Below are 19,580 nucleotides of genomic sequence, written 5' to 3'. Positions count from 1 at the left end.
TCCTGCGGTTTTCTCTTCGCAAACGAAGCCCACGTAGCGACTGCGCCGGTTTACCGCTCTTCGGCCGGCGTCCACGTCCGACCCTTTTCGCCGACGTAGTGACTCCGGGGACGGATGATGCGATTGTCGGCGAGTTGTTCGAGACAGTGGGCCATCCAGCCGCCGACGCGGGAGATGGCGAACGTCGTGGTAAAGAGGTCCTTCGGGATGCCGACACCGTGGAGGAGCGCGGCGGTGTAGAACTCGACGTTCGTCTCCAGTCGCCGACCCGGTTTGTGGTCGGCCAGCATCTCGACCGCAACGTCTTCGAACTCCTGGACGGTGTCGAAAAACTCGGTGTCGCCGCTTTCCTCGTAGAAACTCTCCGCCGCGGCCGAAAGCACCGCTGCGCGGGGGTCGCGGACGCGGTAGACGCGGTGGCCGAAGCCCATCAGGCGCTCGCCAGCGTCGAATTTCGCTTGGACGTAGGCTCGCGGGTCGTCCCCGTCGGCGACCTCCCGAAGCATGTCGAGAACGGGTCCGGGTGCGCCACCGTGGAGCGGCCCTTTGAGCGTCCCGACTGCGGCGGTGGCCGCCGAAACGACGTCCGACTCGGTCGAGACGACCACGCGGGCGGTGAACGTCGAGGCGTTGAGTCCGTGGTCGACAACGGTGTTGAGATAGGTTTCGAGGCCGCGAACTGCGGCATCGGTCGGCTCCTCGCCGTTCAGCATGTAGAGATAGTTCGCGGCGTGGCTCAGGTCCTCGCGGGGTGAAACTGGCTCTTCGCCCTGTCGATACCGCCAGTACGTGGCGACGACTGTCGGAAAGACGGCGACTGCGCGCTTCGCCGCGGACTCGTTTGAATCGACGTCCGTCCCGAGACTCGCCGCCGCGACACCCATTCGTAGCGCATCCATCGGGGGTTCGTCCGCCTCGGCGGCGCGTCGGAGGACGTCACGCACCTCAGAACCGATTTCGCGTCGTGCTGCGAGGTCGGCCCGGAACTCGTCGAGCTCTGTCGCCGTCGGTAGCCTGTCGTTCAGAAGTAGGAAGACACTCTCTTCGTACGTCGCATTCCCTGCCAGTTCGGCGAGCGGGAACCCGCCGATGATGAGTTCGCCCTCCTCGCCGTCGATGTAACTCAGTCTCGTCTCCGCGACTGCAATCCCTTCGAGGCCGCGGTTGAGTTCGTCACCCATGCGTTTAGATACCATTTCACCTCCTTATGTAATTCGATTTACTGTTGTTGCAGAAGGTGTTCGGTTAGAATCAAGCTGAGTGTTAGACGAATTTCCACTCGCGTCGCGACACTCCTGACGTTCGGATTCTCGGATGCCTAGCTAGCTTTTGTCACTTCGATACGTTATATGCTAACGTATGTCGTCTACTTTCACCGTCGACCAGGAACTGACCGCTGCCGAAGAGAACATCCACAACAAGTGGGACAACCGACTCGAACCGCTCGTAACGGTCGACTCCGGTGAGGTCGTCCGGTTCGAATGCCGGGACGCACTCGACAGGCAACTCACACCGGAGTCCACCGCCGAGGACTTCGCGAACGCGAACTTCGACCCAGTTCACCCGCTTACAGGCCCCGTCGAAATCGCAGGTGCAGAGCCGGGTGACGTACTCGCCGTCGAGTTCCTCGACTTCGAACACAAAGGGTGGGGCTATACGGGCTATTTCCCCGGCGGGATGGGATTCGGACTCCTCCCGGAGGACTTCGACAAACCAGGGTTCCACGTCTGGGACCTCGGCGACGAGGTGGCGCACTTCGTCAAGGACATCGAAGTCCCACTGGGCATGTTCGCCGGTGTCTCGGGCGTCGCCCCCGCCGAGGGCGGCGCACACAACACGCTCCCACCGCGCGACACCGGTGGCAACATTGACATCAAGCACCTCACGAAAGGCTCGACACTGTACCTCCCGGTCGAAGTCGAAGGGGCGCTCTTTTCGACCGGCGACTGCCACGCGGCACAGGGCGACGGCGAGGTCTGTGTGACCGGCATCGAAGCGCCGATGTTCGTGACGGCACGGTTCGACGTGCTGAAAGGGAAATCCATCTCGCAACCCGAGTTCGAGACGACGGGACCGTTCACCCCGACAGGGGCGGACGAGCCGATGTACGGTACCTCGGGTGTCGCAGACGACCTGATGGTAGCCACCAAGAAGGCGATTCGACACATGATTTCGCACCTGCAGGTCGAACACGGACTGACCGCTGGCGAGGCGTACATCCTCTGTTCGGCCGCGGTCGACCTCAAGATAAACGAAGTCGTCGACGCGCCGAACTGGACTGTCTCGGCGTACCTACCGGAGAGCATCTTCCCCGAGTGAGGAAACAGACGGTCGTTAGTCGGTGGCTACCAGCCGAACACCACCACTGGGTCGGCAGGCGAACACGTTGGCCGTCGCGCCGACTCGGCTCGAAACGCTGGCACGAATCTCGCGTTCGACCCGGTCGAGCGCCGAGCCATCGACGAGGGCGACGGCACTCCCGCCGAAGCCGCCGCCAGTCATTCGTGCGCCGTAGACACCGTCTGTCTCGGACGCAAGTTCGACGGCGGCGTCCAACTCGGCGCAACTCACCTCGTAGTCGTCGCGGAGGCTCTCGTGACTGCCGTACATCGCCTCACCGACTGTGTCGAAGTCACCCGCTGCCAACGCTTTCCGTGCGGTTTCGACTCGCTCGTTCTCCGAGACGACGTGTCTCGCCCGGCGGTAGTGAACGTCGTCGAGGGCGTCGGCGTGACGTTCGAGCAGGTCGATATCGACATCACGGAGCGACGTGAGGTCCAACCCTGACGCCGCTGCGAGCGTGGCGACCGCCTCGCGACACTCGCGCACTCGGTCGTTGTACCCGGAGTCGGCCAGTTCGTGGGAGACGCCGGTATCGACGACCAGAATCCCCACGTCGCCGCCGAACGCGACGTGTTCGAACTCGCGCGAACGGCAGTCCAAAAAGAGTGCAGCGTCGGGTTCGCAGAGCCCGGACGCAAACTGGTCGAGGATGCCGCACTCGACGCCGACGCCCTCGCGTTCGGCCCGCCAGCAGGCGAGCGCGAGGCCGGTCGAGTCCATGGTCTCGTCTGCGACCCCGAGCAGTGCCTGCCCGACTGCGAGTTCGAGTGCGGCGGACGACGAGAGCCCAGCACCAGATGGCACGTCGGAGGCGATTGCGAGGTCAGCGCCGAGCAGAGAGACGTCTTCTCGGAGAACTCGGGCGACGGCGGCGACGTAGGCAGCCCATCCATCGGGGCTGTCGTCAGGGTCGAACGTCGTCGTCTCCCCGAAGTCGGTCGCGTGGGCACGAATTACGTCGTCGTCGCGGGGCCACGCAGCCACGGCGACGTGGCGGTCCACAGCAAGCGGGAGACAGAGGCCGTCGTTGTAGTCTGTGTGTCCTCCGACGAGGTTCACACGGCCGGGCGCAACTGCGAGAATCGGGTCGGAAGCACGGGGGACGTCCCCATCAAATGTGTCCCGCAGTCCGGCAATCGCTCGGGACTTGGGGTCTGAATCGGAGTCGGAACTCTGTCGAGTCATTCGGTGTCTCCCCCGAGTCGCGCGGCGATGTGGCGACCCATCTCTCGTGGGTTCGCTTCGACCACCCGAAGTTCGTCGCCAACTCCGATGCGACCGGGTGCGACGACCTCGGCACAGATACCGCCGCGTTTCTCTCGGAGGGCGTCGCCAACCTCGTCGCCAACGAGGTCAGCGAGGTGTGCACAGGGTGGTCGAAGTTTCGTCCCGCGGAGCGTCGCCTCGCCGAGGTCGAACGTCGCATCGAGGAGCGTGTCGAGGTCGACACCGCGAACGACGATATTGCGGCGGTGGACACCCTCCGAGAGGTCGAGACCGAACTCGGTTCGGGCGTCGTCGAGGACGGCGGCATCGACGAGCGTCACTGCACACCCGTCTGTCGCCGAGTAGTACCCCGTGCCGTCGCGGTAGCGGTCGCCAGCGAGACCACCATCGCACAGTTCGACGGCGTCGTGGGCGACCATCGGCGAACCTTTCGAGGGCGCGGTGTAGAGTTCCTCGACGCGCCCCGTCTCGGTTTTCATGCTTCCGGCTAGCACTGGCGGGGACGAATAGGTTCGGTTGCGCCCCGTCGTCCGAGGGCGAGACAGTTGCGACTCAGCAGAGTGGCTTGGGGTCGACGCCGAGTTCGGCGAGTCCGTCGGCGTAGTCGTCGTAGGCGACCTGTATCACGTACTCCGCGACCATCTGAGCGCGTTCCCAGTCCTCGTCGGACTCACACAGGTCGTCGAGGAGGTCGAGTCCGGTCGTGAGCGTCGCGTCCGTCTCGCGTTTGAGGTCTCGAAAGAGGTCGGCACCGGCCGGGTCCGCCTCGTTGATGAAGAAGCTGATGACCTGCGTGTGGGTCCGAAGCGACACGAGTCCTCGACCGACCATCCCGGCAGCGATGCGCTCGATGGTGTCGTCGCGCCCGCGGAGGTAGGCGTGCATCGGTCCCGGTTCGTCTGGGAGTTCGATATCCGATTCGAGGCGTTCGAGAACGCGCTGGAGGTGCTCGTCTTCCTGTTCTGCGGTTGCTTCGAACGCCGTTCGTGCCGAGTCGACAGCCTCGTCGTCCGCCCACGCTCTAAAGGTTTCGCGGGCCGCGTACTCGGAGAATGCGGCGGCCCGGAGCACGGCTGGCTCGGAGAGGTCTGCCTCGGTCAACGCGATGAGGAGTTTCGACGAGCCGAGTCGGTCGAGTTCGGTCTGTTTTGCGTCCTCGACCGCGTCACGAAATGCATCGGCGTCCATGCGACGACGCACGGTCCCCACAGTTGTGAACGTTCTGTCCAAATCGTCGTACTGACACAAAATAATGTCCCCGCGTATTACGGGTATCAATCGTGATACTGTGTGGTAAGGATTGAAATAGTGCAATCCGTTCAATACCGGCAATGGATGACTCCTCCGAACAAGTAACGGCTGACGCGAGGGCACGCGTCGACGGAGAGCACCTTCTCTCACGCTTGAATATCGATGCAGCAGAGGTCGAAGAACGCAAATCGTTCGTCAGACTTTCGGACGAAGACGAACGCCTGCTCGAATCGTTGGACCCGCTTTTCGACGACGTCGCCGACGAGTTCGCACAGGAGTTCTACGACCATCTCGGGGAGCACGCTGGCGCTGCCACGTACTTCGACCGTTCGACCAAGACGACCGAGATGCTCCGAGCCGACCAGGCAGCGTACCTCCGGGCGCTCGGTCGCGGCGAGTACGACACCGACTATTTCGCGAAGCGGGCGCGAATCGGCAAACTCCACGACATGATAGACCTCGGCCCGAAGTACTACCTCGGGGCCTACTCGGTGTACTACGAGGGGATTGCCGAGGCAATCGCCGAGGACGTCAAAGCGGAGTTCGGTGGAGCCAGCGAGTCCGAGCGTACCGACGAGTCGGCCGACTCTCCCGTCGGCGAACTGCTCGACAAATTCCGTGGTGACGCCACGGCCGAATCGAACGTCGAAGAGGCGGTCGATGCTGTCGTCGAGCGATTCCTTCCGGTGTTGAAACTCCTCTCGCTCGACCAGCAAGTCGCGATGGAGACGTACATCGACTCGTACAGCGAGACGGCCCAGCGCGAGGCAGAACAGCGTCGCCAACTCGCGGAGGAGGTCGAAGCCGACGTTCAAGAACCCGTCGAGACGTTACTCGAACGTTCGCAGGAAGTTACGGAGCGAGCGACCCACATCGAGGACATCGCCGACTCGCAGGCCGAGGACATGTCGACGGTCGCCGCCGAGGTCTCCGATATGAGCGCCACTGTCGAGGAGATTGCGGCGACGGCCGAAGAGGTCGAGCGAACGAGTGCCGACGCGGCAGAACGCGCGGCCGAGGGTGAAGACGCGGCCGACGAGGCTATCGACGTCATGCGCGACGTGAGCGAGGCGGCGGAGACGGCGTCGGCCGATGTCCAGCAACTCCACGACAGAATCGACGAAATCGACGAAGTCCTCGAAGCCATCAACGACATCGCAGAGCAGACGAATCTGCTCGCGCTCAACGCGTCTATCGAGGCCGCTCGCGCGGGCGACGCCGGGGAAGGCTTCGCCGTCGTCGCAAGCGAGGTCAAGAATCTCGCCGAGGAGTCGCAGGCACGCGCGACCGAAGTCGAAGAGACGGTCGACCAGATTCAAGTCGAGGCACAGGAGACCATCGACAGTCTCTCGCAGACGACCGACCGCCTCTACGACGGTATCGACCGCGGAGAGGACGTGATGCGGAGCCTCACGGACATCTCTGCGGCGGTCGAACAGGCGACCGCAGGCGTCAGCGAAGTCGCGGCCGCGACCGACGACCAAGCGGTGAGTGCAGAGCAAATCGCGGATATGGTCGAACGCGCCACCGAACACGCCACGGACGTCTCCGACCAAATCGGTGGGGTCGCTGACGCCAATCGCGAACAGACCGAGCAGGTGCTCGCGATTCGCGACGCAACCCACCGACTCACTGAACTGGACGAGACTGGCGGGGCCTCTCGCCTCGATGCCGCAATGCCCGGTTCAATGCCCGATGCGGTCTCAGACGCCGCCGGGGAAGCTGATGGTCCGTCCGGCGTGGATACGATGCCGGGTTCTGTCCAAGACGGGTCGATAGACGACCCACCGGATCACTTCCGCAACGACGGCGGCAAAGACCGGTAACAGACGGCCTTCGGCGTCTGCTGTTTTCTTCTCTCCCCCGCGGTGTGTTCTTACGTCGGGCACCCCTACGTCCTCGATATGTCCCCAGAGGCGCTTGCACGACGACTCAAGCGTGGTGAACCGACGACCATCCTCGACGTTCGGAACCGCGACGAGTTCGAGGAGTGGCACGTCGACGGCCCGAGCGTCACCGCGACGCAGATTCCCGCGGTCAAGTTCACGCAGGCAGAGGTCCTCGGCACCGTCGACGAACTCGCCGAGCAGTTCGCGGACGCGCCCGACCCTGTCGTCGTCGTGTGCGGCGAGGGGAAGGCGAGCGACCACGTCGCCGACCTCCTGAACGAAGCCGGTGTCGCGGCCGAGAACTTAGAAACCGGCATGGACGGCTGGGCCCGAGTGTACCTGTCCACGGAGATACCACACGCCGACGCGACCGTGCTTCAGTATGACCGCCCGTCGAGTGGCTGTCTCGCTTCTCTCGTCGTCTCCGATGGCGAGGCCGTCGTCGTGGACCCGCTGCGCGCCTTCACCGACCGATACGTCGAAGACGCGGCCGACTTGGGTGCCGACATCGTCGCCGCCATCGACACGCACGTCCACGCCGACCACGTGAGTGGCGTCCGAGCCGTCAGCGACAGCACCGGTGCCGAAGTCGTCCTCCCCGCAGGCGCGACCGCCCGTGGTCTCGACTTCGATGCGCGACTCGTCGAAGACGGCGACGCAGTGACTGTCGGCGACACGGAACTGGTCGCGGTCGCGTCGCCCGGGCACACCTCGGAGATGACTGCCTACCGACTCGGCGACTTACTTTTCGTCGGCGACGGGCTCTTTTTGGAGAGCGTCGCCCGGCCGGACCTCGAAGACGGCGACGAAGGCGCGCCCGAGGCCGCCAGACGGCTACACGAGACGCTCGTCGGGAGGTACGCCGAGTTCGACGGCGACACGCGAATCGCGCCAGCTCACTACAGCGCACAGGCGACGCCCCAAAACGGGGCGTACGTGGCGACGCTCGACACACTCCGTGAACGGCTGGACGCACTCTCGATGGACACCGACGAGTTCGTCGAGTTCATTCTCGCCGATATGCCTCCTCGCCCGGCGAACTTCGAGCGCATCATCGCGACCAATCTGGGCCGACAGTCACTCACCGACGACGAGGCGTTCGAGACGGAACTGGGGCCGAACAACTGCGCGGCGACGGTTCCAGAAGCCTGAGAAGAGAGTCGCGGACCAACGCCCGCCCAACACTGAGCGGGTGTCCCCGCAGAATCCGTCGTTAGTCGTCGTTAGTCGTCGTCAGCGGCAGCGCCAGCGGTGGCAGCGTCGTCTTCGATGCTCGGCGGGTAGACGCCGCGTTCGAGTTTGAGGTCGCTCTGCGGGCGCGCCATGCAGGTGAGTGCGTATTCTTCGGCTTCCTCGTCGGTCAGCCCACGGGCCGCAGGCTGGGTAACTTCGCCTTCGAGTATCTCTGCAGAACAGGCGAGACACATCCCGACACGGCAGGAGTACTCCTGTGCGATGCCCTCCTCGATACACGCTTTCAGAATCGTTTGCTTGTCGGAGACGGTGATGGTCTCCCCGGTACCGACGAACTCGACGGTGTAGTCAGTCATACCTCGGGATATGAGCGACCCCGACAAAACTGTTTATCAAAGGACGACCAGAGGTGTAGTTTAGTCGCCGCAGAGGAAACGGATTAGGGAAATCGGCTGGCCTGTGTATTCGGACTACGCCGTCCTTGCGTCCTCGGCGTCGGCGACTTCGTCCGTCTCGTCTTCGTCTTCTTCTTCCTCCTCCATTCGAACCGTGAGAACCGGAATCGGCGAGGTACGGACGACGCGCTCTGTCACGCTGCCGAGCAGGTAGTGACTCAGGCCGGTGCGACCGTGGGTTCCCATCACGACGAGGTCGATGTCGTGAGACTCGATGTAGTCTCGAATCGAACGGTACGCAGTCCCCGTCGTTACCTCGGCGTCGGCATCGACGCCGGCCTCCTCGGCGGCATCGAGGATGTGCTTGGTTGCGACTTCGCCCTCACGTTCGAGGGCGTCGATGACGACGTCTGCTCCGGCGTCGAGCGACGTGTAAATACTCGTGTCGACGACGTAGAGCGCGTGCAGTGTTGCACCGTAGGTCTTGGCGATATCGAGTGCGTGGTCGATGGCACGCTCGGCGGCTTGACTTCCGTCGGTCGGCACGAGAATATCGTCGTACATGACAGTTGTATTTGGGGAGCAGCGGAGTTAGTTCTACTCCTCGTTCCCGTCGTCGTGGAAGGAACGAACCGCCTCCTCACAGGCTTGCAGGCCGTCGATTCTGGCGGTTTCCTCGTCGAGTTCGACGGTGTCGACGACCGTCCATCCCTGTCTGTCGTCGTAGGCGACTCCTTTGACCCACGACGCGGTCGCAAACAGCAGTCCGCGCGCCGGCTCTTCGCTCTCGATAGAGACGACGAGTTCGAACGCGTCAGACCGATTCAGCGACGTCAGTTCGGAAGCTTCCAGCGGACGCGGCGGAAGCGATTCGATGAGCGCCATATCCGTCACCTACCGGGCCGGTAGGATGACGCTTTCGAACGCGACTGTGGGACGACGACAGCGGCTCGATTGTTCCGAAAACACCTTGCCGCCCGCGGTGTCACGTCACCCCATGATTCCCGCTCGCCTCCGACGACGAGTCGACCGCACAGGGCTCGCCGTCGGTGCGATGGTGGTCCTCGCACTCGCGGTTCGCCTCGCCGCGCTCGGGTCCCAGCCACTCCACTGGGACGAAGCCCGAGTCGGCTACTGGAGTCTCAGATATTTGGAGACCGGATTCTTCAGCTACCGCCCGGTCGCTGGCGGCCCGCTCGTCTACCTCCTCGCCCGACCGTCGCTGGCCCTGTTCGGAACGACCGACTTCGCCCTCCGTCTGCCGTTCGCACTCGCCGGAGCGCTGCTTCCCGGTGCTGCGCTCCTCTTTCGAGGGCGACTCGGCGACGACGAAACCGTCGCACTCGCTGCGATTCTTGCCTTCAATCCACTCCTCGTCTACTACGGCCGATTCGCACGCGGTGACGTCCTCGCAGCGGGCTTTGCCCTGCTCGTCCTCGGGTTCGCCGTTAGGCTCCTCGACGGCGGCAGCAGATGGAACGCCTATGGACTCGCGGCGGCCGCAGCGCTCGCTGTCGCCTCCTCGGGCTTCGGCATCGTCGCGCTCGCCTGTCTCGGCGTCGCTGGTCTCCTCGTGTTCGACCACGCCGCACTCGTCGCTTCCTCGCGTCCGGTTGCGACTCGACTGGGCGAACTCGTCGCACGCGCTCGCGGCTCGGCGACGCCAGCGGCCCGGGCGCTGCTCGTCTTCGTCGGTCTGTACGTGTTCACGTTCGCCCCCCGTGCGGGCGAGACCGACGCTGCCGGTCTCTACACGCCGGGAACGATACTGTCAGCGCTCGATGCGGCGCTTTTCGGCTCTGTTCGGCGACTCGTCGGCGTCCGCGTCGTTCACCGATACCCGCACTACACCCACGAGTACCTCCCCTATCTCGGCGACCTCCTCGGCACGCTCGCCGTCGCAGCAGTCCCGCTGTCGATACTGGCGCTCGGTGCGTTCCTCGTGGACAGATACGCTGCAACCGGACCGCGTACACTCGTCTCTGTGGGTGCGTACTGGGCCGGGACGGCGCTGGTGTTCGTCCCGATGCTCTCGGAGGTTTCGGCTCCGTGGCTCGGCGTGCACGTGGCCGTCCCACTTGCACTTCCGGCTGCTGTCGCACTGGCGGCGCTCGTTCGATGGGGGCAGCGTGCGTTCGACGCGAGGGACACCGCGCGTGTCGCTGCCGCGGTCTTGATTTTCGGTGCACTGTTCGCTCAGACCGGTGCAGTCGCCGCCAGCGAGGTGTACGGGCCGAGCGAACGCGACACCGACCTCGCCCACTACGCCCAACCGAACGCGGAGTTCGCATCGTTCCGGGAGAACGTGTCGGGTTGGATTGGGGAGACAGACGACGCGGGCGTGGACGTCCTCTACTACGGCAGTTCGATGTACGTCGCAGACACGGCTGACGCTTACCCGCCAGTGCCAGACTCGTGGGGTGAGCGATTACCCGTCACGTGGTACGTCACTCGCGAGAAAGCGGACACTCGCTCGGTTGCGAACGCGGCCGAACTACGGAGGATGTCGGACGTTCCCCCAGTCGTCATCGCGCCAGCGACCGAGCGCGGAACGATAGCGCCACTGCTTGACGGGTACGTTGCGCACGAATACGACACAGCCCTGTGGGGGCGGAGTGTCGTGGTGTTCGTTAAAAACTGACGACGGACGTTAGCGGAAGCCCATCGCTTCGATTTGTTCTTGGTACCGGTTTCGGATGGTGACTTCGGTCACCTGCGCGACGTCGGCGACTTCGCGCTGGGTCTTCTTCTCGTTGCAGAGAAGCGATGCCGCGTAGATGGCTGCCGCGGCGAACCCGGTCGGCGACTTCCCCGAGAGCAGGCCCTGCTCTGCGGAGACGTCGATGATTTCGGTGGCCTTGGACTGGACTTCTTCGGACAAATTGAGCGCGGATGCAAAACGAGGGACGAACTGTTTGGGGTCGACGGGTTTGAGTTCCAACCCGAGTTCCTGCGAGATGTATCGGTATGTTCGTCCAATCTCTTTTTGCGGGACGCGAGATACCTCCGCGACTTCGTCGAGCGAGCGCGGGATACCTTCCTGACGGCAGGCGGCGTAGAGTGCCGATGTGGCGACTCCCTCGATGGAGCGCCCGCGAATCAGGTCTTCGTTGAGTGCGCGGCGATAAATGACCGACGCGACTTCACGAACCGACCGCGGAACGCCGAGTGCCGACGCCATGCGGTCGATTTCGCTGAGTGCGAACTGCAGGTTTCGTTCACCAGCGTCCTTCGTTCGAATTCGTTCCTGCCACTTACGCAGGCGGTGCATCTGCGACCGCTTCTCCGAAGAGAGCGACCGTCCGTATGCGTCTTTGTCCTTCCAGTCGATGGTCGTCGTCAGCCCACGGTCGTGCATCGTCTCGGTAATCGGGGCACCGACACGAGACTTCGATTGGCGTTCCGAGTGATTGAACGCACGCCACTCTGGACCACGGTCGATTTGACGCTCGTCGAGAACGAGACCACAGTCGTCACACACCAGTTCCCCCTGGTCTGCATCGGTGACGACCTGGTCGGACCCACACTCCGGGCAACTTAGTTGCTCGTCCTCCTGTGCCGTTGCCTCCTCACGTTGACGCTGCCGGCTCGGACGTTCCATTAAAAGGTTTCTGGTGGAGCTCGAATTTAAACCTTTGTATCAGAAATATTATACAGCGCGCTGTCTAGCGATTCGCCTCTCGTGTCGGTCGACCTGTCTGACTCACCTACTTATAATGTTCCTTGACCAACGGTGAATCGGATGGTCAGACGTGCTACCGCGACACTCGTTGTCGTGATTCTCGCGGTTCTCGCGGGATGTCTCGGCGGTGGAATTGGTCAGACAGATACCACACCGGGGACGACGACGAGCGCGACGACGACACCGACCCCGACGACACTCACAGAGAGGGCCGACCCAGCAGAGAGCGACGTGACCGTGGAAGTCGTCGAAGTTGTCGATGGCGACACGATTAAAGTCGTCATGCCGGACGGTGCGCGCGAGACAGTCAGGTTGCTCGGCGTCGATACGCCGGAGGTGTACGGGTCGAACACGCCCGACGAGTTCGAAGGTGTTCCTGAGACCGAGGCGGGTGAGGCCTGTCTCCGCGAGGCGGGACACGACGCCAGCGACTTCGCAAAAACGCGCCTGTCGAACCGAACGGTTGGTCTTCGGTACGACGAAAAGGCGGGCGAACGCGGCTACTACGGTCGGATTCTCGCCTACGTCGTCGTCGACGGCACGGAGTTCAACTACGAGTTGCTCGCCGAGGGACACGCGCGGTTCTACGAGAGTTCGCTCGAAGAGCGCGCGCGGTACGAACGAGCCGAACGCGATGCGCGCGAGCGCGGTGTCGGCCTGTGGACGTGTGCGACCGAAGGTGGTGCTGCCGAAGGGACGACCGCGACGAACGAGTACGGACTCGGCATCGACGTCGTCGCCGACGCACCCGGCAACGACAACGACAATCTCAACGGAGAGTACGTGACGCTCCGAAATGGTGGCACGGAGACGCTCGACCTCTCGGGGTGGACTGTCTCGGACGCGGCCGGTGCGTCGTACACGTTCGCCGAGGGAACCGAACTCCCTGCTGGAGAGACGCTCACGCTCTACACCGGGTCCGGGACGGATACCAAAACAGACGTGTACTGGGGGCGCTCGGGTGCGGTCTGGAACAACGGTGGCGACACGGTGACTGTGACTAACTCGTCGGGTTCGACGGTGGCCACGTACACGTATCAGTAAGCGCGACTCCAGTGCAACCACGCGTTGGAAAAGCTCCCCCAAGGTGTTGTGCGACTCCACACTCCGCCGTGGGGAATGGGGGTGAAGCGTGTGACCCCCGGAATAACTTCGGCCTGCGCCCTCATTAGTCTCTAGCCTGCCGTTTTGCGCCGACTGAGCCGAATATCGGGCGAATTACTCTGCCAAAATATTACTACTGTGCATTCACAAAGTTATATGTATAACTAGAGAATATGTGTGGACGACATGAGCACCCACGACACCTCGGACGTGAAAGCAGCGCTCTCGACCTCCCGCTCGACCGACCTCACTCCCGTCGTCCTCGACGCGTCGAACCTCGATTCGACCGCCCCATCGCGGCTTCGGGACCTGAAAGCCGGACTCGCCGACGAAGGCTACCTTCCGGCCGAACTCGTCGTCGAAGCGGAGTTCTGCGAAGACGACCCGCTGGCGATTCAGTCCGAGTCCGACCGTCTGCGTGAGTACGTGCGCGCGGCGTCGTTCCTCGGTTCCGGGCGTATCGTCGTGGACGTGGCCCGGTCGTGTCGCCCGGACGACGAGGAGTCGGCGCTGGCCGCCCTCGAAGAACGGGCCCACCGCGAGGGTGTCGCTTTTGAGGTTCGCCACCGCACGAACACCTGATGGCAACCAAGGCCGCGTTAGAGGCGCAACTGGCGGTAGTCGCTGGCTTCGAAAACCCAAAAGTCGCCCTCGAACAGTACCCCACGCCGCCGGACCTCGCGGCGCACCTCGTCCATCTCGCCGACCTCCGCGGTGACGTCGACGGGAAGACGGTCGTCGACCTCGGGACCGGGACAGGAATGCTCGCCCTCGGTGCCGCCCTCCGGTCTCCTGCGCGTGTCGTCGGCGTCGAACTCGACGCGGACGCGCTCGAAACCGCCGTGGACAACGCTCGTCGCGTCGGCGCAAGCGCTCCCGTTCACTGGGTCCGCGGCGACGCGACGAGACTCCCGCTGTGTCTCTCCGAACGCGAACCGGTGACAGTCCTGATGAACCCACCGTTCGGTGCTCAAAACGAGAACGCGCACGCAGACCGCGCGTTCCTCGAAACCATCGCGTCGCTCGCCGACGTCTCCTACTCCGTCCACAACGAAGGCAGCAAGGAGTTCATCGAGGCGTTCGCCGACGACGCCGGTGCCGACGTGACCGACGCCTTCCGGGCGACCTTCGACCTCGACCACCAGTTCGACTTCCACGAAGCCGAGCGACGAGAACTCGACGCCGAAGTGTTCAGAATCGAGTGGTAACGCGGTCGTCCCGCTGTGCTCTGTTTTAGTTGTACGTTTCTTCCCGCGCGACTCGCACGCGTGTCCCTCGATACTCCGCGAAGATGAACTGCTCGTGTCTGACGAAGCGGATGTTGTCGAGGGTCGTGCTGACGTTCGCTGTGGGCATCGGTCCGCGGACGGTCCCTCGATCTGACGAAACTTGGAGGTCGTAGCCCGCGTCCGTCGGGACGACAGAGATGTTGCGTCCGGCGACGACAGGTTCAGCCTGTACGGGGCCAGTTTTGTGGGCGAGGACGGTCTCGTTTTCCGTCGCGAGGAAGACGCGGTACGCGGACGTTCCCGTGCCCATGACGACGTAGCCATCGCGGGCGGCAACGGCCTCGTCGCGCCAGCCGACGCCGCCGAGTCTAACGACCGACCGCCCGTCGAACGCGAGTCGGTTTTTCGAGACTGCAGTCGTCCAGATACCACGTTGTTCGCTCTTGACGACGACGCCGGACGTGTTCGTCGTCGTCGACTCTCCGAAGAGTTCGATGTCGAACGCGGCGGTCAGCCCGTTCGGAACGTCTTCGACGTAGGTGATTTCGTAATCTCTCACCTCGACGCGTTCGCCGGGCAGGTCGTCGGACGCGGCCGTGAACATGTTGGCTGGAATCGCCGGTCCCGTGAGTGCCGACGTTGCAAGGAGGAGCACGGCAACCCCGACTTGCCACCGTCGCGCGGACCCGACCGACCCGGTCGGTGCGTTCGCTCGAATCGGGCGGTTAGAGGAGGCGACGGTGAGCGCGACGAGTATCGCCAACATGATGACGAGTGCCAAGCCGACGGCACGGAAGAGGACGAACGTCTCGGACCCGCGGAACCAGTAGACGGCCCACATCGACTCCTGTACCGCAAACAGGAGGACTGCGGCGAAGCTTCGCATCGCCGTCGGTTGGGTTCCGTCGCGACGACGCAGGACCCAGATGCCGAGCATGACGCCGAACAAAAGCCCAATCGCGTGCCCCTGAAGGGCGATTTGTGCCCACCACGGCGTCGAGAACACGGGGCGGGCCGTAGCGGTTACTTCCGGCGAAAGCATCGCGTCGTAGAACAGACGGACGACGCGACCCGAGAACAGTGCAAGGATGGTCGTGACGGGTCGCGTGACGAGCGCGAACCCGCCGAACGCGAAGACGACGCCGGAGAACCCGATGACAGGGCCGAGCGCGAACACCGAGGTCAGGAGTCCGACGACGAACACGCCCGCCGGGAAGAGGAGGAAGGCGCGAACGTAGGGGTTGGTGCGGAGCGACCCGAACGAGGTCGACCCACGTCGCCTCGGGTAGTGCCCGAGCGCGTATTCGGCGACGGGGGCCAGCGTCAGCGTCCCAATCAGATTACCGATAAGGTGTCCGGCGCTCGAGTGTGAAAACGGTGCGCTGAGCATCCCGAGTGGGTAGAAGTACGACCACGCCCGGAACGGAATGACGATGGGTCGATACCACGACGACCGGCCGTCCTGCAAGAAGAGGTACACTGCGAGGACGCCACCGATGGTGACGAGCGTGCCCCACGGAACCCCGAAGAGGAAGCGTCGGCGAAGCGTGGCTGTGAGACGGCTGGGCCGGTCGACGAACGCGAGCGCTCCGATAGCAACGAGAAGTGCGAAGACGACCGCAAGCCGGTGGAACGGAACCCAACCGGGGATGTCGAGCATTTGCTACCAGTCACCAGCAAACGAGGGGTTAAGAAACCAGTGGGAAAATCGTGTCTCGTGCTACCGCGAAGCACGAAGTGGACGAAAGTGAGCTCCGGCAGTCGGTTCTGGTGTGACTGATGCCGGCGGCGGGCAGTGCTGCGAGCGGGGAGACCCGTTCAGATCTTTCCTTCGGCGTCGTCGGCGAGTTCTTCCATACGCTTTCCGACGCGGCCGGCACTGGAGAACTCGTCTTCGCTCATCGCGGTGGCGAGGGCGTTCCCGAGGACGAAGACGGCGTGTTTGTGTTCGCTCTTCGATTTGTGGACGTGGGACGGCTCGACGCCGAGTTCGTCGTACGGGTCGAACAGCGTGTCGTCGACGTGGTTGCGGGACTTGAAGTGGTCTTTGATGATAACCATCTGTTCGTGGAGCTCGAGCAGTTCGTCCTTGTGCATGAGGGTTGCTTAGGAGCGACGGTGGTTTAAGAGTTATTGGGGCGGGCTGTCATTCGGCTCAGAAGACGTACTCGTCTTCGTGACCCATCATCCCGTCGTCTTCGTAGGCCCGGTCGTCGTCCGACATCGGGCCGCTGGTCTTGTACGCACGAATTCCGGTCGACAGGAGGTCCTCGATTGCCTCGTCGCGGTTGACGAACTCCCCCTGTTCGACGAGCTGCACGATCTGCATCTCCAGGTGTTCCGGCACGGTGATCTCTACTTTCGGCATCTGAACGTCCGACGGTTTGAAAGGGCCGTATTTAAGTCTGCCGGGGGGACAATTCGGATTCCCGAAGCGTTGGTTACAGATTGGTATGCTTCTTTTTACTATCGGTGGACGTTCGTTTTCGAATACCGAACTGTCCCGTCTCTCCGAGTCGGTACAGATAGGTGCGTCGGGTCGAAGAAGCGACCATGAGCAAGAACGTCACGCACCTCCACGAAGAGTTCGATGGAGACCGCCTGCCGCCGGGACAGCGCGAGACACAGCGGTTCCCGGTCCTCTCGAAGAGTGGCACGCCGTCGTGGGACCCCGAGACGTGGTCGTTCGAAGTCTGGGGCGCGGTCGAAACCGAACTCGACCTCTCGTTCGATGAGTTCCAGTCGCTTCCTTCCGAGACGCAGGTTCAGGACTTCCACTGCGTCACTGGCTGGAGTAAGTTCGACTGCGAGTTCGAGGGTGTCACGTTCCCGACGCTCGCCGAGGAAGCGGGCGTCGTAGACGACGCGGTCCACGTCATGTTCCACGCGCTCGACGGCTACACGACGAACCTCCCGCTCGACGAGTGCATGCGCGACGAAGTGATGTTCGTGTGGGGGTACGACGGCGACGACCTGCCTGCGGACCACGGCGGCCCGCTTCGCGTCGTCACGCCGCACAAGTACGCCTACAAGGGCGCGAAGTGGGTGACGGGCGTCGAGTTCCTCACGGAACCCGAACGCGGCTACTGGGAGAAGCGCGGGTATTCGAACACGGCGAATCCGTGGAACGAAGAGCGGTATAGCTAATTCTAGCCTCTTTGTCCACTGGAAAAAGGTGAGTCACCGTCGACCCACTAGCCGGGTGTTTCGACGATGCCGAGTTGCTGCATCATACTCATCATATCGATAACTGACCAGCCCTCCACGACCGTTTCATCCTCGAATCTCCCGATGCTGATTCCTTGAACCTCGATGGTCTTCCCGGTCGGTTCGATGCCCATCAGTTCTCCTTCGTGTGTTCCTCTGAGCGTGTACCGAGTCACCACTTTGTCGTCTTCTGCGATTACGTCCTCCGTGGTCACTTCCAAATCCGGGAACGCCGACCGAACTATCTGGACGTTCTCTTTGTACCCTTCTGGCCCGTGAATCGTCTGGGGTGACGCGGCGTTGTGTTCGACGTAGTCGTCGGCGACGTACCCCTCGATGATGTCGAGATTTCCGTCTCCCCAGATTTCGTCGTTCGACCGTCGAACGAGCTGTTTGTTTGTTTCTTCTGTTGCTGCCATTGGCTCCCTCTCCTCTGTGACGTTCGTCCCGACCACGCTCGCCTGCATCTTCGCTGTGTCTTCTCTCCGTGACGGACGCCGTCTAGACTTTTGGTGTGTGACATGTTATCACATATTAATCGTTGTCTGAATGATTACTCCGAACTAAATTCTCTCTGTCACACGTATCGACGCCCGAATCTGTTGAACAGTGTACGTGTATGCGCACGAGGTGGTCAGCTATCGGAACAGAAGGGAGAGTTTCAAGCGTCCCCGGTCCTGAGCCTCGTGCGATGGAACCGTTGCGGACCGACGAGGTGGCAACATCCCTCGTCAGCAGGTCGGCTCGACTGTCTGTGCCGTCGGTCAGAGCGGCCCTCATGGCGGTCTCTCGCCCGCGGACGTTGTGGACTGCTCCCGACGAACCGACAGTCGTCGGCGGGGGTGCCGCCGTCACTGTCGAGGCAGACGGCCCGGACCGTCTCTCGCGCGTCCGCGAGCAGGCGACCGAACTCTTCGACGGTGCAGACGTTGAGGCACCCGCTGTCGCCCGCCCGCGCTTCTTCGGCGGTCTCGCCTTCCACGAGGCGGCGACCGGCCGCGACCCGTGGGGCGACTTCCCGGCGGCGCGCTTCGTCGTCCCCGAAGTCCAACTCGTCTTCGACGACGACGAGGTGTGGCTGACGGTCAGCGACGCCGGTGCCGACGCCGATGCGGTCGAAACCCGCCTCGACGAGGTCCGGGCAGACCTCGACGCGCTCTCTGCTGTCGGCCCCAACGGACCGCCCGGCGTGGTCAGTCGACACCGAACGACGTCGCTCGACGCGTGGCGCGAGAGCGTCGACACCGCCGTATCGCGCATTCGCGCTGGCGACCTTCGAAAGGTCGTCCTCGCGCAAGCACTCGACGTGGAACTCGACCGCCCGGCGTCGGTGCCGGACCTGTTGGCTCGCCTCGGCGAGACGTACCCTGAATGTCATCGCTTCCTCGTCGAACCCGCGACGGGGGCCAGTTTCCTCGGCGCGACCCCCGAGCGACTCGTCTCGCTTCGCGGGCGCGATATCGCGACTGGCGCGCTCGCCGGAACGACCGGCCGCGGCGACACCGACGACGAAGACGTGTGGTTGGCTGACGAACTCCTCGCGAGCGAGAAGGACAATCACGAACACGAACTCGTCGCCGAGACGATTCGCGAGCAACTCGACCCGCTCTCAGCCGAGGTTCGCGTCGGCGAGCGCGGGATTCGCAAACTCGCGACCGTCCAGCATCTCTGGACGCCTATCGACGCGACCCTCGAACGCGACGAGCACGTCCTCTCGCTCGTCGACGCACTCCACCCGACGCCCGCAGTCGGTGGGTTGCCACCGGCCGATGCGCTCGGTGTCATCCGCGAGACCGAACCCTTCGACCGCGGCTGGTATGCGGCACCTGTCGGGTGGTTCGACGCCGACGGCGACGGGAGCTTCGCCGTGGCGATTCGCTCGGCGGTCGTCGACGACTCGCTGGCGACACTCTTCGCTGGGGTCGGCCTCGTCGCCGACTCCGACCCCGACGCCGAGTGGGACGAAGTACAACTGAAGTACCGGCCCATCCTCGACGAACTCGAACGCGAGGCGTAGCCGGCCCGCCGTATCGCTCTTTGAGACGACGACTGAGACGAG

21 protein-coding genes are annotated in these 19,580 nt (G+C 63.4%); 9 read left to right on the top strand and 12 right to left on the bottom strand.

All coding sequences use genetic code 11. The features are described from left to right. Positions 1-50: 50 nt before the first annotated feature. A complete protein-coding gene (locus C453_RS09735) occupies positions 51-1,181 on the bottom strand; it encodes a citrate synthase/methylcitrate synthase (RefSeq protein ID WP_008324230.1) in 1,131 nt (376 codons plus the stop codon). A gap of 178 nt (positions 1,182-1,359) precedes the next feature. Here C453_RS09735 and C453_RS09730 point away from each other — a divergent pair, with 178 nt between their 5' ends. Next, positions 1,360-2,319, top strand: coding sequence for an acetamidase/formamidase family protein (locus C453_RS09730; protein ID WP_008324229.1), 960 nt, complete (start codon positions 1,360-1,362; stop codon positions 2,317-2,319). A gap of 15 nt (positions 2,320-2,334) precedes the next feature. On the opposite strand, the gene galK is transcribed toward C453_RS09730, so the two are convergent. From galK to C453_RS09715, 3 genes are all read right to left on the bottom strand, one after another. Next, the gene (gene galK, locus C453_RS09725; protein WP_008324228.1) at positions 2,335-3,528 is read right to left on the bottom strand and encodes a galactokinase; all 1,194 of its coding nucleotides are present in this window, start codon (positions 3,526-3,528) and stop codon (positions 2,335-2,337) included. Continuing rightward, the gene (locus tag C453_RS09720) at positions 3,525-4,049 is read right to left on the bottom strand and encodes an MOSC domain-containing protein (RefSeq protein WP_008324227.1); all 525 of its coding nucleotides are present in this window, start codon (positions 4,047-4,049) and stop codon (positions 3,525-3,527) included. The genes galK and C453_RS09720 overlap by 4 nt, the downstream gene beginning before the upstream one ends. Before the next feature lie 73 nt (positions 4,050-4,122). Then, on the bottom strand, positions 4,123-4,758 hold the full coding sequence (locus C453_RS09715; RefSeq protein ID WP_008324226.1) for a hypothetical protein: 636 nt from the start codon (positions 4,756-4,758) through the stop codon (positions 4,123-4,125). Between the two features lie 143 nt (positions 4,759-4,901). Between C453_RS09715 and C453_RS09710 the strand changes: the two genes are divergently transcribed. Further along, positions 4,902-6,647, top strand: coding sequence for a globin-coupled sensor protein (locus tag C453_RS09710; protein WP_008324225.1), 1,746 nt, complete (start codon positions 4,902-4,904; stop codon positions 6,645-6,647). 78 nt (positions 6,648-6,725) lie between these two features. Beyond that, complete coding sequence (locus tag C453_RS09705; protein ID WP_008324224.1) at positions 6,726-7,862, top strand: MBL fold metallo-hydrolase; 1,137 nt, start codon at positions 6,726-6,728, stop codon at positions 7,860-7,862. Between the two features lie 71 nt (positions 7,863-7,933). On the opposite strand, the gene C453_RS09700 is transcribed toward C453_RS09705, so the two are convergent. The 3 genes from C453_RS09700 to C453_RS09690 all read right to left on the bottom strand — a co-directional run bounded on the left by C453_RS09700 (position 7,934) and on the right by C453_RS09690 (position 9,184). Further along, positions 7,934-8,260 (bottom strand): 2Fe-2S iron-sulfur cluster-binding protein, encoded by a 327-nt coding sequence (locus C453_RS09700; RefSeq protein ID WP_008324223.1) that lies wholly within the window; start codon positions 8,258-8,260, stop codon positions 7,934-7,936. A 114-nt stretch (positions 8,261-8,374) separates the two neighbouring features. Beyond that, positions 8,375-8,863: a universal stress protein gene (locus C453_RS09695; RefSeq protein WP_008324222.1), complete on the bottom strand. Its 489-nt coding sequence runs from the start codon at positions 8,861-8,863 to the stop codon at positions 8,375-8,377. Between the two features lie 33 nt (positions 8,864-8,896). Continuing rightward, entirely contained in the window at positions 8,897-9,184 is a 288-nt protein-coding gene (locus C453_RS09690) for a hypothetical protein (protein WP_007540130.1), read from the bottom strand. 112 nt (positions 9,185-9,296) lie between these two features. Here C453_RS09690 and C453_RS09685 point away from each other — a divergent pair, with 112 nt between their 5' ends. Then, positions 9,297-10,940, top strand: a complete 1,644-nt coding sequence (locus tag C453_RS09685; RefSeq protein ID WP_008324221.1) for a flippase activity-associated protein Agl23 — start codon at positions 9,297-9,299, stop codon at positions 10,938-10,940. Positions 10,941-10,949: 9 nt separating this feature from the next. Here C453_RS09685 and C453_RS09680 read toward each other — a convergent pair whose 3' ends face one another. Next, positions 10,950-11,900 carry a transcription initiation factor IIB gene (locus C453_RS09680; protein WP_007540126.1) on the bottom strand — a complete coding sequence of 317 codons (951 nt, stop codon included), beginning with the start codon at positions 11,898-11,900 and terminating at the stop codon, positions 10,950-10,952. A 141-nt stretch (positions 11,901-12,041) separates the two neighbouring features. Here C453_RS09680 and C453_RS09675 point away from each other — a divergent pair, with 141 nt between their 5' ends. The 3 genes from C453_RS09675 (at position 12,042) to C453_RS09665 (ending at position 14,293) form a co-directional block, all read left to right on the top strand. Continuing rightward, positions 12,042-13,025: a lamin tail domain-containing protein gene (locus C453_RS09675; protein WP_008324219.1), complete on the top strand. Its 984-nt coding sequence runs from the start codon at positions 12,042-12,044 to the stop codon at positions 13,023-13,025. A gap of 246 nt (positions 13,026-13,271) precedes the next feature. Continuing rightward, positions 13,272-13,667, top strand: a complete 396-nt coding sequence (locus C453_RS09670; protein WP_049907623.1) for a hypothetical protein — start codon at positions 13,272-13,274, stop codon at positions 13,665-13,667. Continuing rightward, complete coding sequence (locus tag C453_RS09665; protein ID WP_008324217.1) at positions 13,667-14,293, top strand: METTL5 family protein; 627 nt, start codon at positions 13,667-13,669, stop codon at positions 14,291-14,293. Before C453_RS09670 ends, C453_RS09665 begins: the two co-directional genes overlap by 1 nt. Before the next feature lie 25 nt (positions 14,294-14,318). Here the strand turns inward: C453_RS09665 and C453_RS09660 are convergent, their stop codons facing one another. The 3 genes from C453_RS09660 to C453_RS09650 form a co-directional block, all read right to left on the bottom strand. Next, positions 14,319-15,974, bottom strand: coding sequence for a rhomboid family intramembrane serine protease (locus C453_RS09660; RefSeq protein ID WP_008324216.1), 1,656 nt, complete (start codon positions 15,972-15,974; stop codon positions 14,319-14,321). Between the two features lie 158 nt (positions 15,975-16,132). Beyond that, complete coding sequence (locus tag C453_RS09655) at positions 16,133-16,411, bottom strand: UPF0058 family protein (protein ID WP_007540117.1); 279 nt, start codon at positions 16,409-16,411, stop codon at positions 16,133-16,135. A gap of 58 nt (positions 16,412-16,469) precedes the next feature. Further along, positions 16,470-16,682 (bottom strand): ribbon-helix-helix domain-containing protein, encoded by a 213-nt coding sequence (locus C453_RS09650; protein ID WP_007540115.1) that lies wholly within the window; start codon positions 16,680-16,682, stop codon positions 16,470-16,472. Positions 16,683-16,867: 185 nt separating this feature from the next. On the opposite strand from C453_RS09650, the gene C453_RS09645 reads away from it, so the two are divergent. Continuing rightward, positions 16,868-17,461, top strand: coding sequence for a sulfite oxidase-like oxidoreductase (locus C453_RS09645; protein WP_049907622.1), 594 nt, complete (start codon positions 16,868-16,870; stop codon positions 17,459-17,461). A gap of 47 nt (positions 17,462-17,508) precedes the next feature. Here the strand turns inward: C453_RS09645 and C453_RS09640 are convergent, their stop codons facing one another. Next, positions 17,509-17,940, bottom strand: coding sequence for an ester cyclase (locus C453_RS09640; RefSeq protein ID WP_049907621.1), 432 nt, complete (start codon positions 17,938-17,940; stop codon positions 17,509-17,511). Between the two features lie 272 nt (positions 17,941-18,212). Here C453_RS09640 and C453_RS09635 point away from each other — a divergent pair, with 272 nt between their 5' ends. Beyond that, complete coding sequence (locus C453_RS09635; RefSeq protein ID WP_049907595.1) at positions 18,213-19,538, top strand: isochorismate synthase; 1,326 nt, start codon at positions 18,213-18,215, stop codon at positions 19,536-19,538. Positions 19,539-19,580 lie beyond the last annotated feature (42 nt).

The organism is Haloferax elongans ATCC BAA-1513 (genome assembly GCF_000336755.1).
GTDB classification, from domain to species: Archaea; Halobacteriota; Halobacteria; order Halobacteriales; family Haloferacaceae; genus Haloferax; species Haloferax elongans.
This window is presented reverse-complemented; position numbering and strand designations above follow the sequence as displayed.

What these genes read in the sequence shown, in the direction of transcription:
- C453_RS09700 (WP_008324223.1), bottom strand. Translation starts at nt 8,260, where the DNA reads ATGACTGACTACACCGTCGAGTTCGTCGGTACCGGGGAGACCATCACC.
- C453_RS09730 (WP_008324229.1), top strand. Translation starts at nt 1,360, where the DNA reads ATGTCGTCTACTTTCACCGTCGACCAGGAACTGACCGCTGCCGAAGAG.
- C453_RS09660 (WP_008324216.1), bottom strand. Translation starts at nt 15,974, where the DNA reads ATGCTCGACATCCCCGGTTGGGTTCCGTTCCACCGGCTTGCGGTCGTC.
- C453_RS09710 (WP_008324225.1), top strand. Translation starts at nt 4,902, where the DNA reads ATGGATGACTCCTCCGAACAAGTAACGGCTGACGCGAGGGCACGCGTC.
- C453_RS09635 (WP_049907595.1), top strand. Translation starts at nt 18,213, where the DNA reads ATGGAACCGTTGCGGACCGACGAGGTGGCAACATCCCTCGTCAGCAGG.
- C453_RS09640 (WP_049907621.1), bottom strand. Translation starts at nt 17,940, where the DNA reads ATGGCAGCAACAGAAGAAACAAACAAACAGCTCGTTCGACGGTCGAAC.
- C453_RS09670 (WP_049907623.1), top strand. Translation starts at nt 13,272, where the DNA reads ATGAGCACCCACGACACCTCGGACGTGAAAGCAGCGCTCTCGACCTCC.
- C453_RS09645 (WP_049907622.1), top strand. Translation starts at nt 16,868, where the DNA reads ATGAGCAAGAACGTCACGCACCTCCACGAAGAGTTCGATGGAGACCGC.
- C453_RS09680 (WP_007540126.1), bottom strand. Translation starts at nt 11,900, where the DNA reads ATGGAACGTCCGAGCCGGCAGCGTCAACGTGAGGAGGCAACGGCACAG.
- C453_RS09695 (WP_008324222.1), bottom strand. Translation starts at nt 8,863, where the DNA reads ATGTACGACGATATTCTCGTGCCGACCGACGGAAGTCAAGCCGCCGAG.
- C453_RS09735 (WP_008324230.1), bottom strand. Translation starts at nt 1,181, where the DNA reads ATGGGTGACGAACTCAACCGCGGCCTCGAAGGGATTGCAGTCGCGGAG.
- C453_RS09655 (WP_007540117.1), bottom strand. Translation starts at nt 16,411, where the DNA reads ATGCACAAGGACGAACTGCTCGAGCTCCACGAACAGATGGTTATCATC.
- C453_RS09720 (WP_008324227.1), bottom strand. Translation starts at nt 4,049, where the DNA reads ATGAAAACCGAGACGGGGCGCGTCGAGGAACTCTACACCGCGCCCTCG.
- galK (WP_008324228.1), bottom strand. Translation starts at nt 3,528, where the DNA reads ATGACTCGACAGAGTTCCGACTCCGATTCAGACCCCAAGTCCCGAGCG.
- C453_RS09705 (WP_008324224.1), top strand. Translation starts at nt 6,726, where the DNA reads ATGTCCCCAGAGGCGCTTGCACGACGACTCAAGCGTGGTGAACCGACG.
- C453_RS09685 (WP_008324221.1), top strand. Translation starts at nt 9,297, where the DNA reads ATGATTCCCGCTCGCCTCCGACGACGAGTCGACCGCACAGGGCTCGCC.
- C453_RS09675 (WP_008324219.1), top strand. Translation starts at nt 12,042, where the DNA reads ATGGTCAGACGTGCTACCGCGACACTCGTTGTCGTGATTCTCGCGGTT.
- C453_RS09715 (WP_008324226.1), bottom strand. Translation starts at nt 4,758, where the DNA reads ATGGACGCCGATGCATTTCGTGACGCGGTCGAGGACGCAAAACAGACC.
- C453_RS09665 (WP_008324217.1), top strand. Translation starts at nt 13,667, where the DNA reads ATGGCAACCAAGGCCGCGTTAGAGGCGCAACTGGCGGTAGTCGCTGGC.
- C453_RS09650 (WP_007540115.1), bottom strand. Translation starts at nt 16,682, where the DNA reads ATGCCGAAAGTAGAGATCACCGTGCCGGAACACCTGGAGATGCAGATC.
- C453_RS09690 (WP_007540130.1), bottom strand. Translation starts at nt 9,184, where the DNA reads ATGGCGCTCATCGAATCGCTTCCGCCGCGTCCGCTGGAAGCTTCCGAA.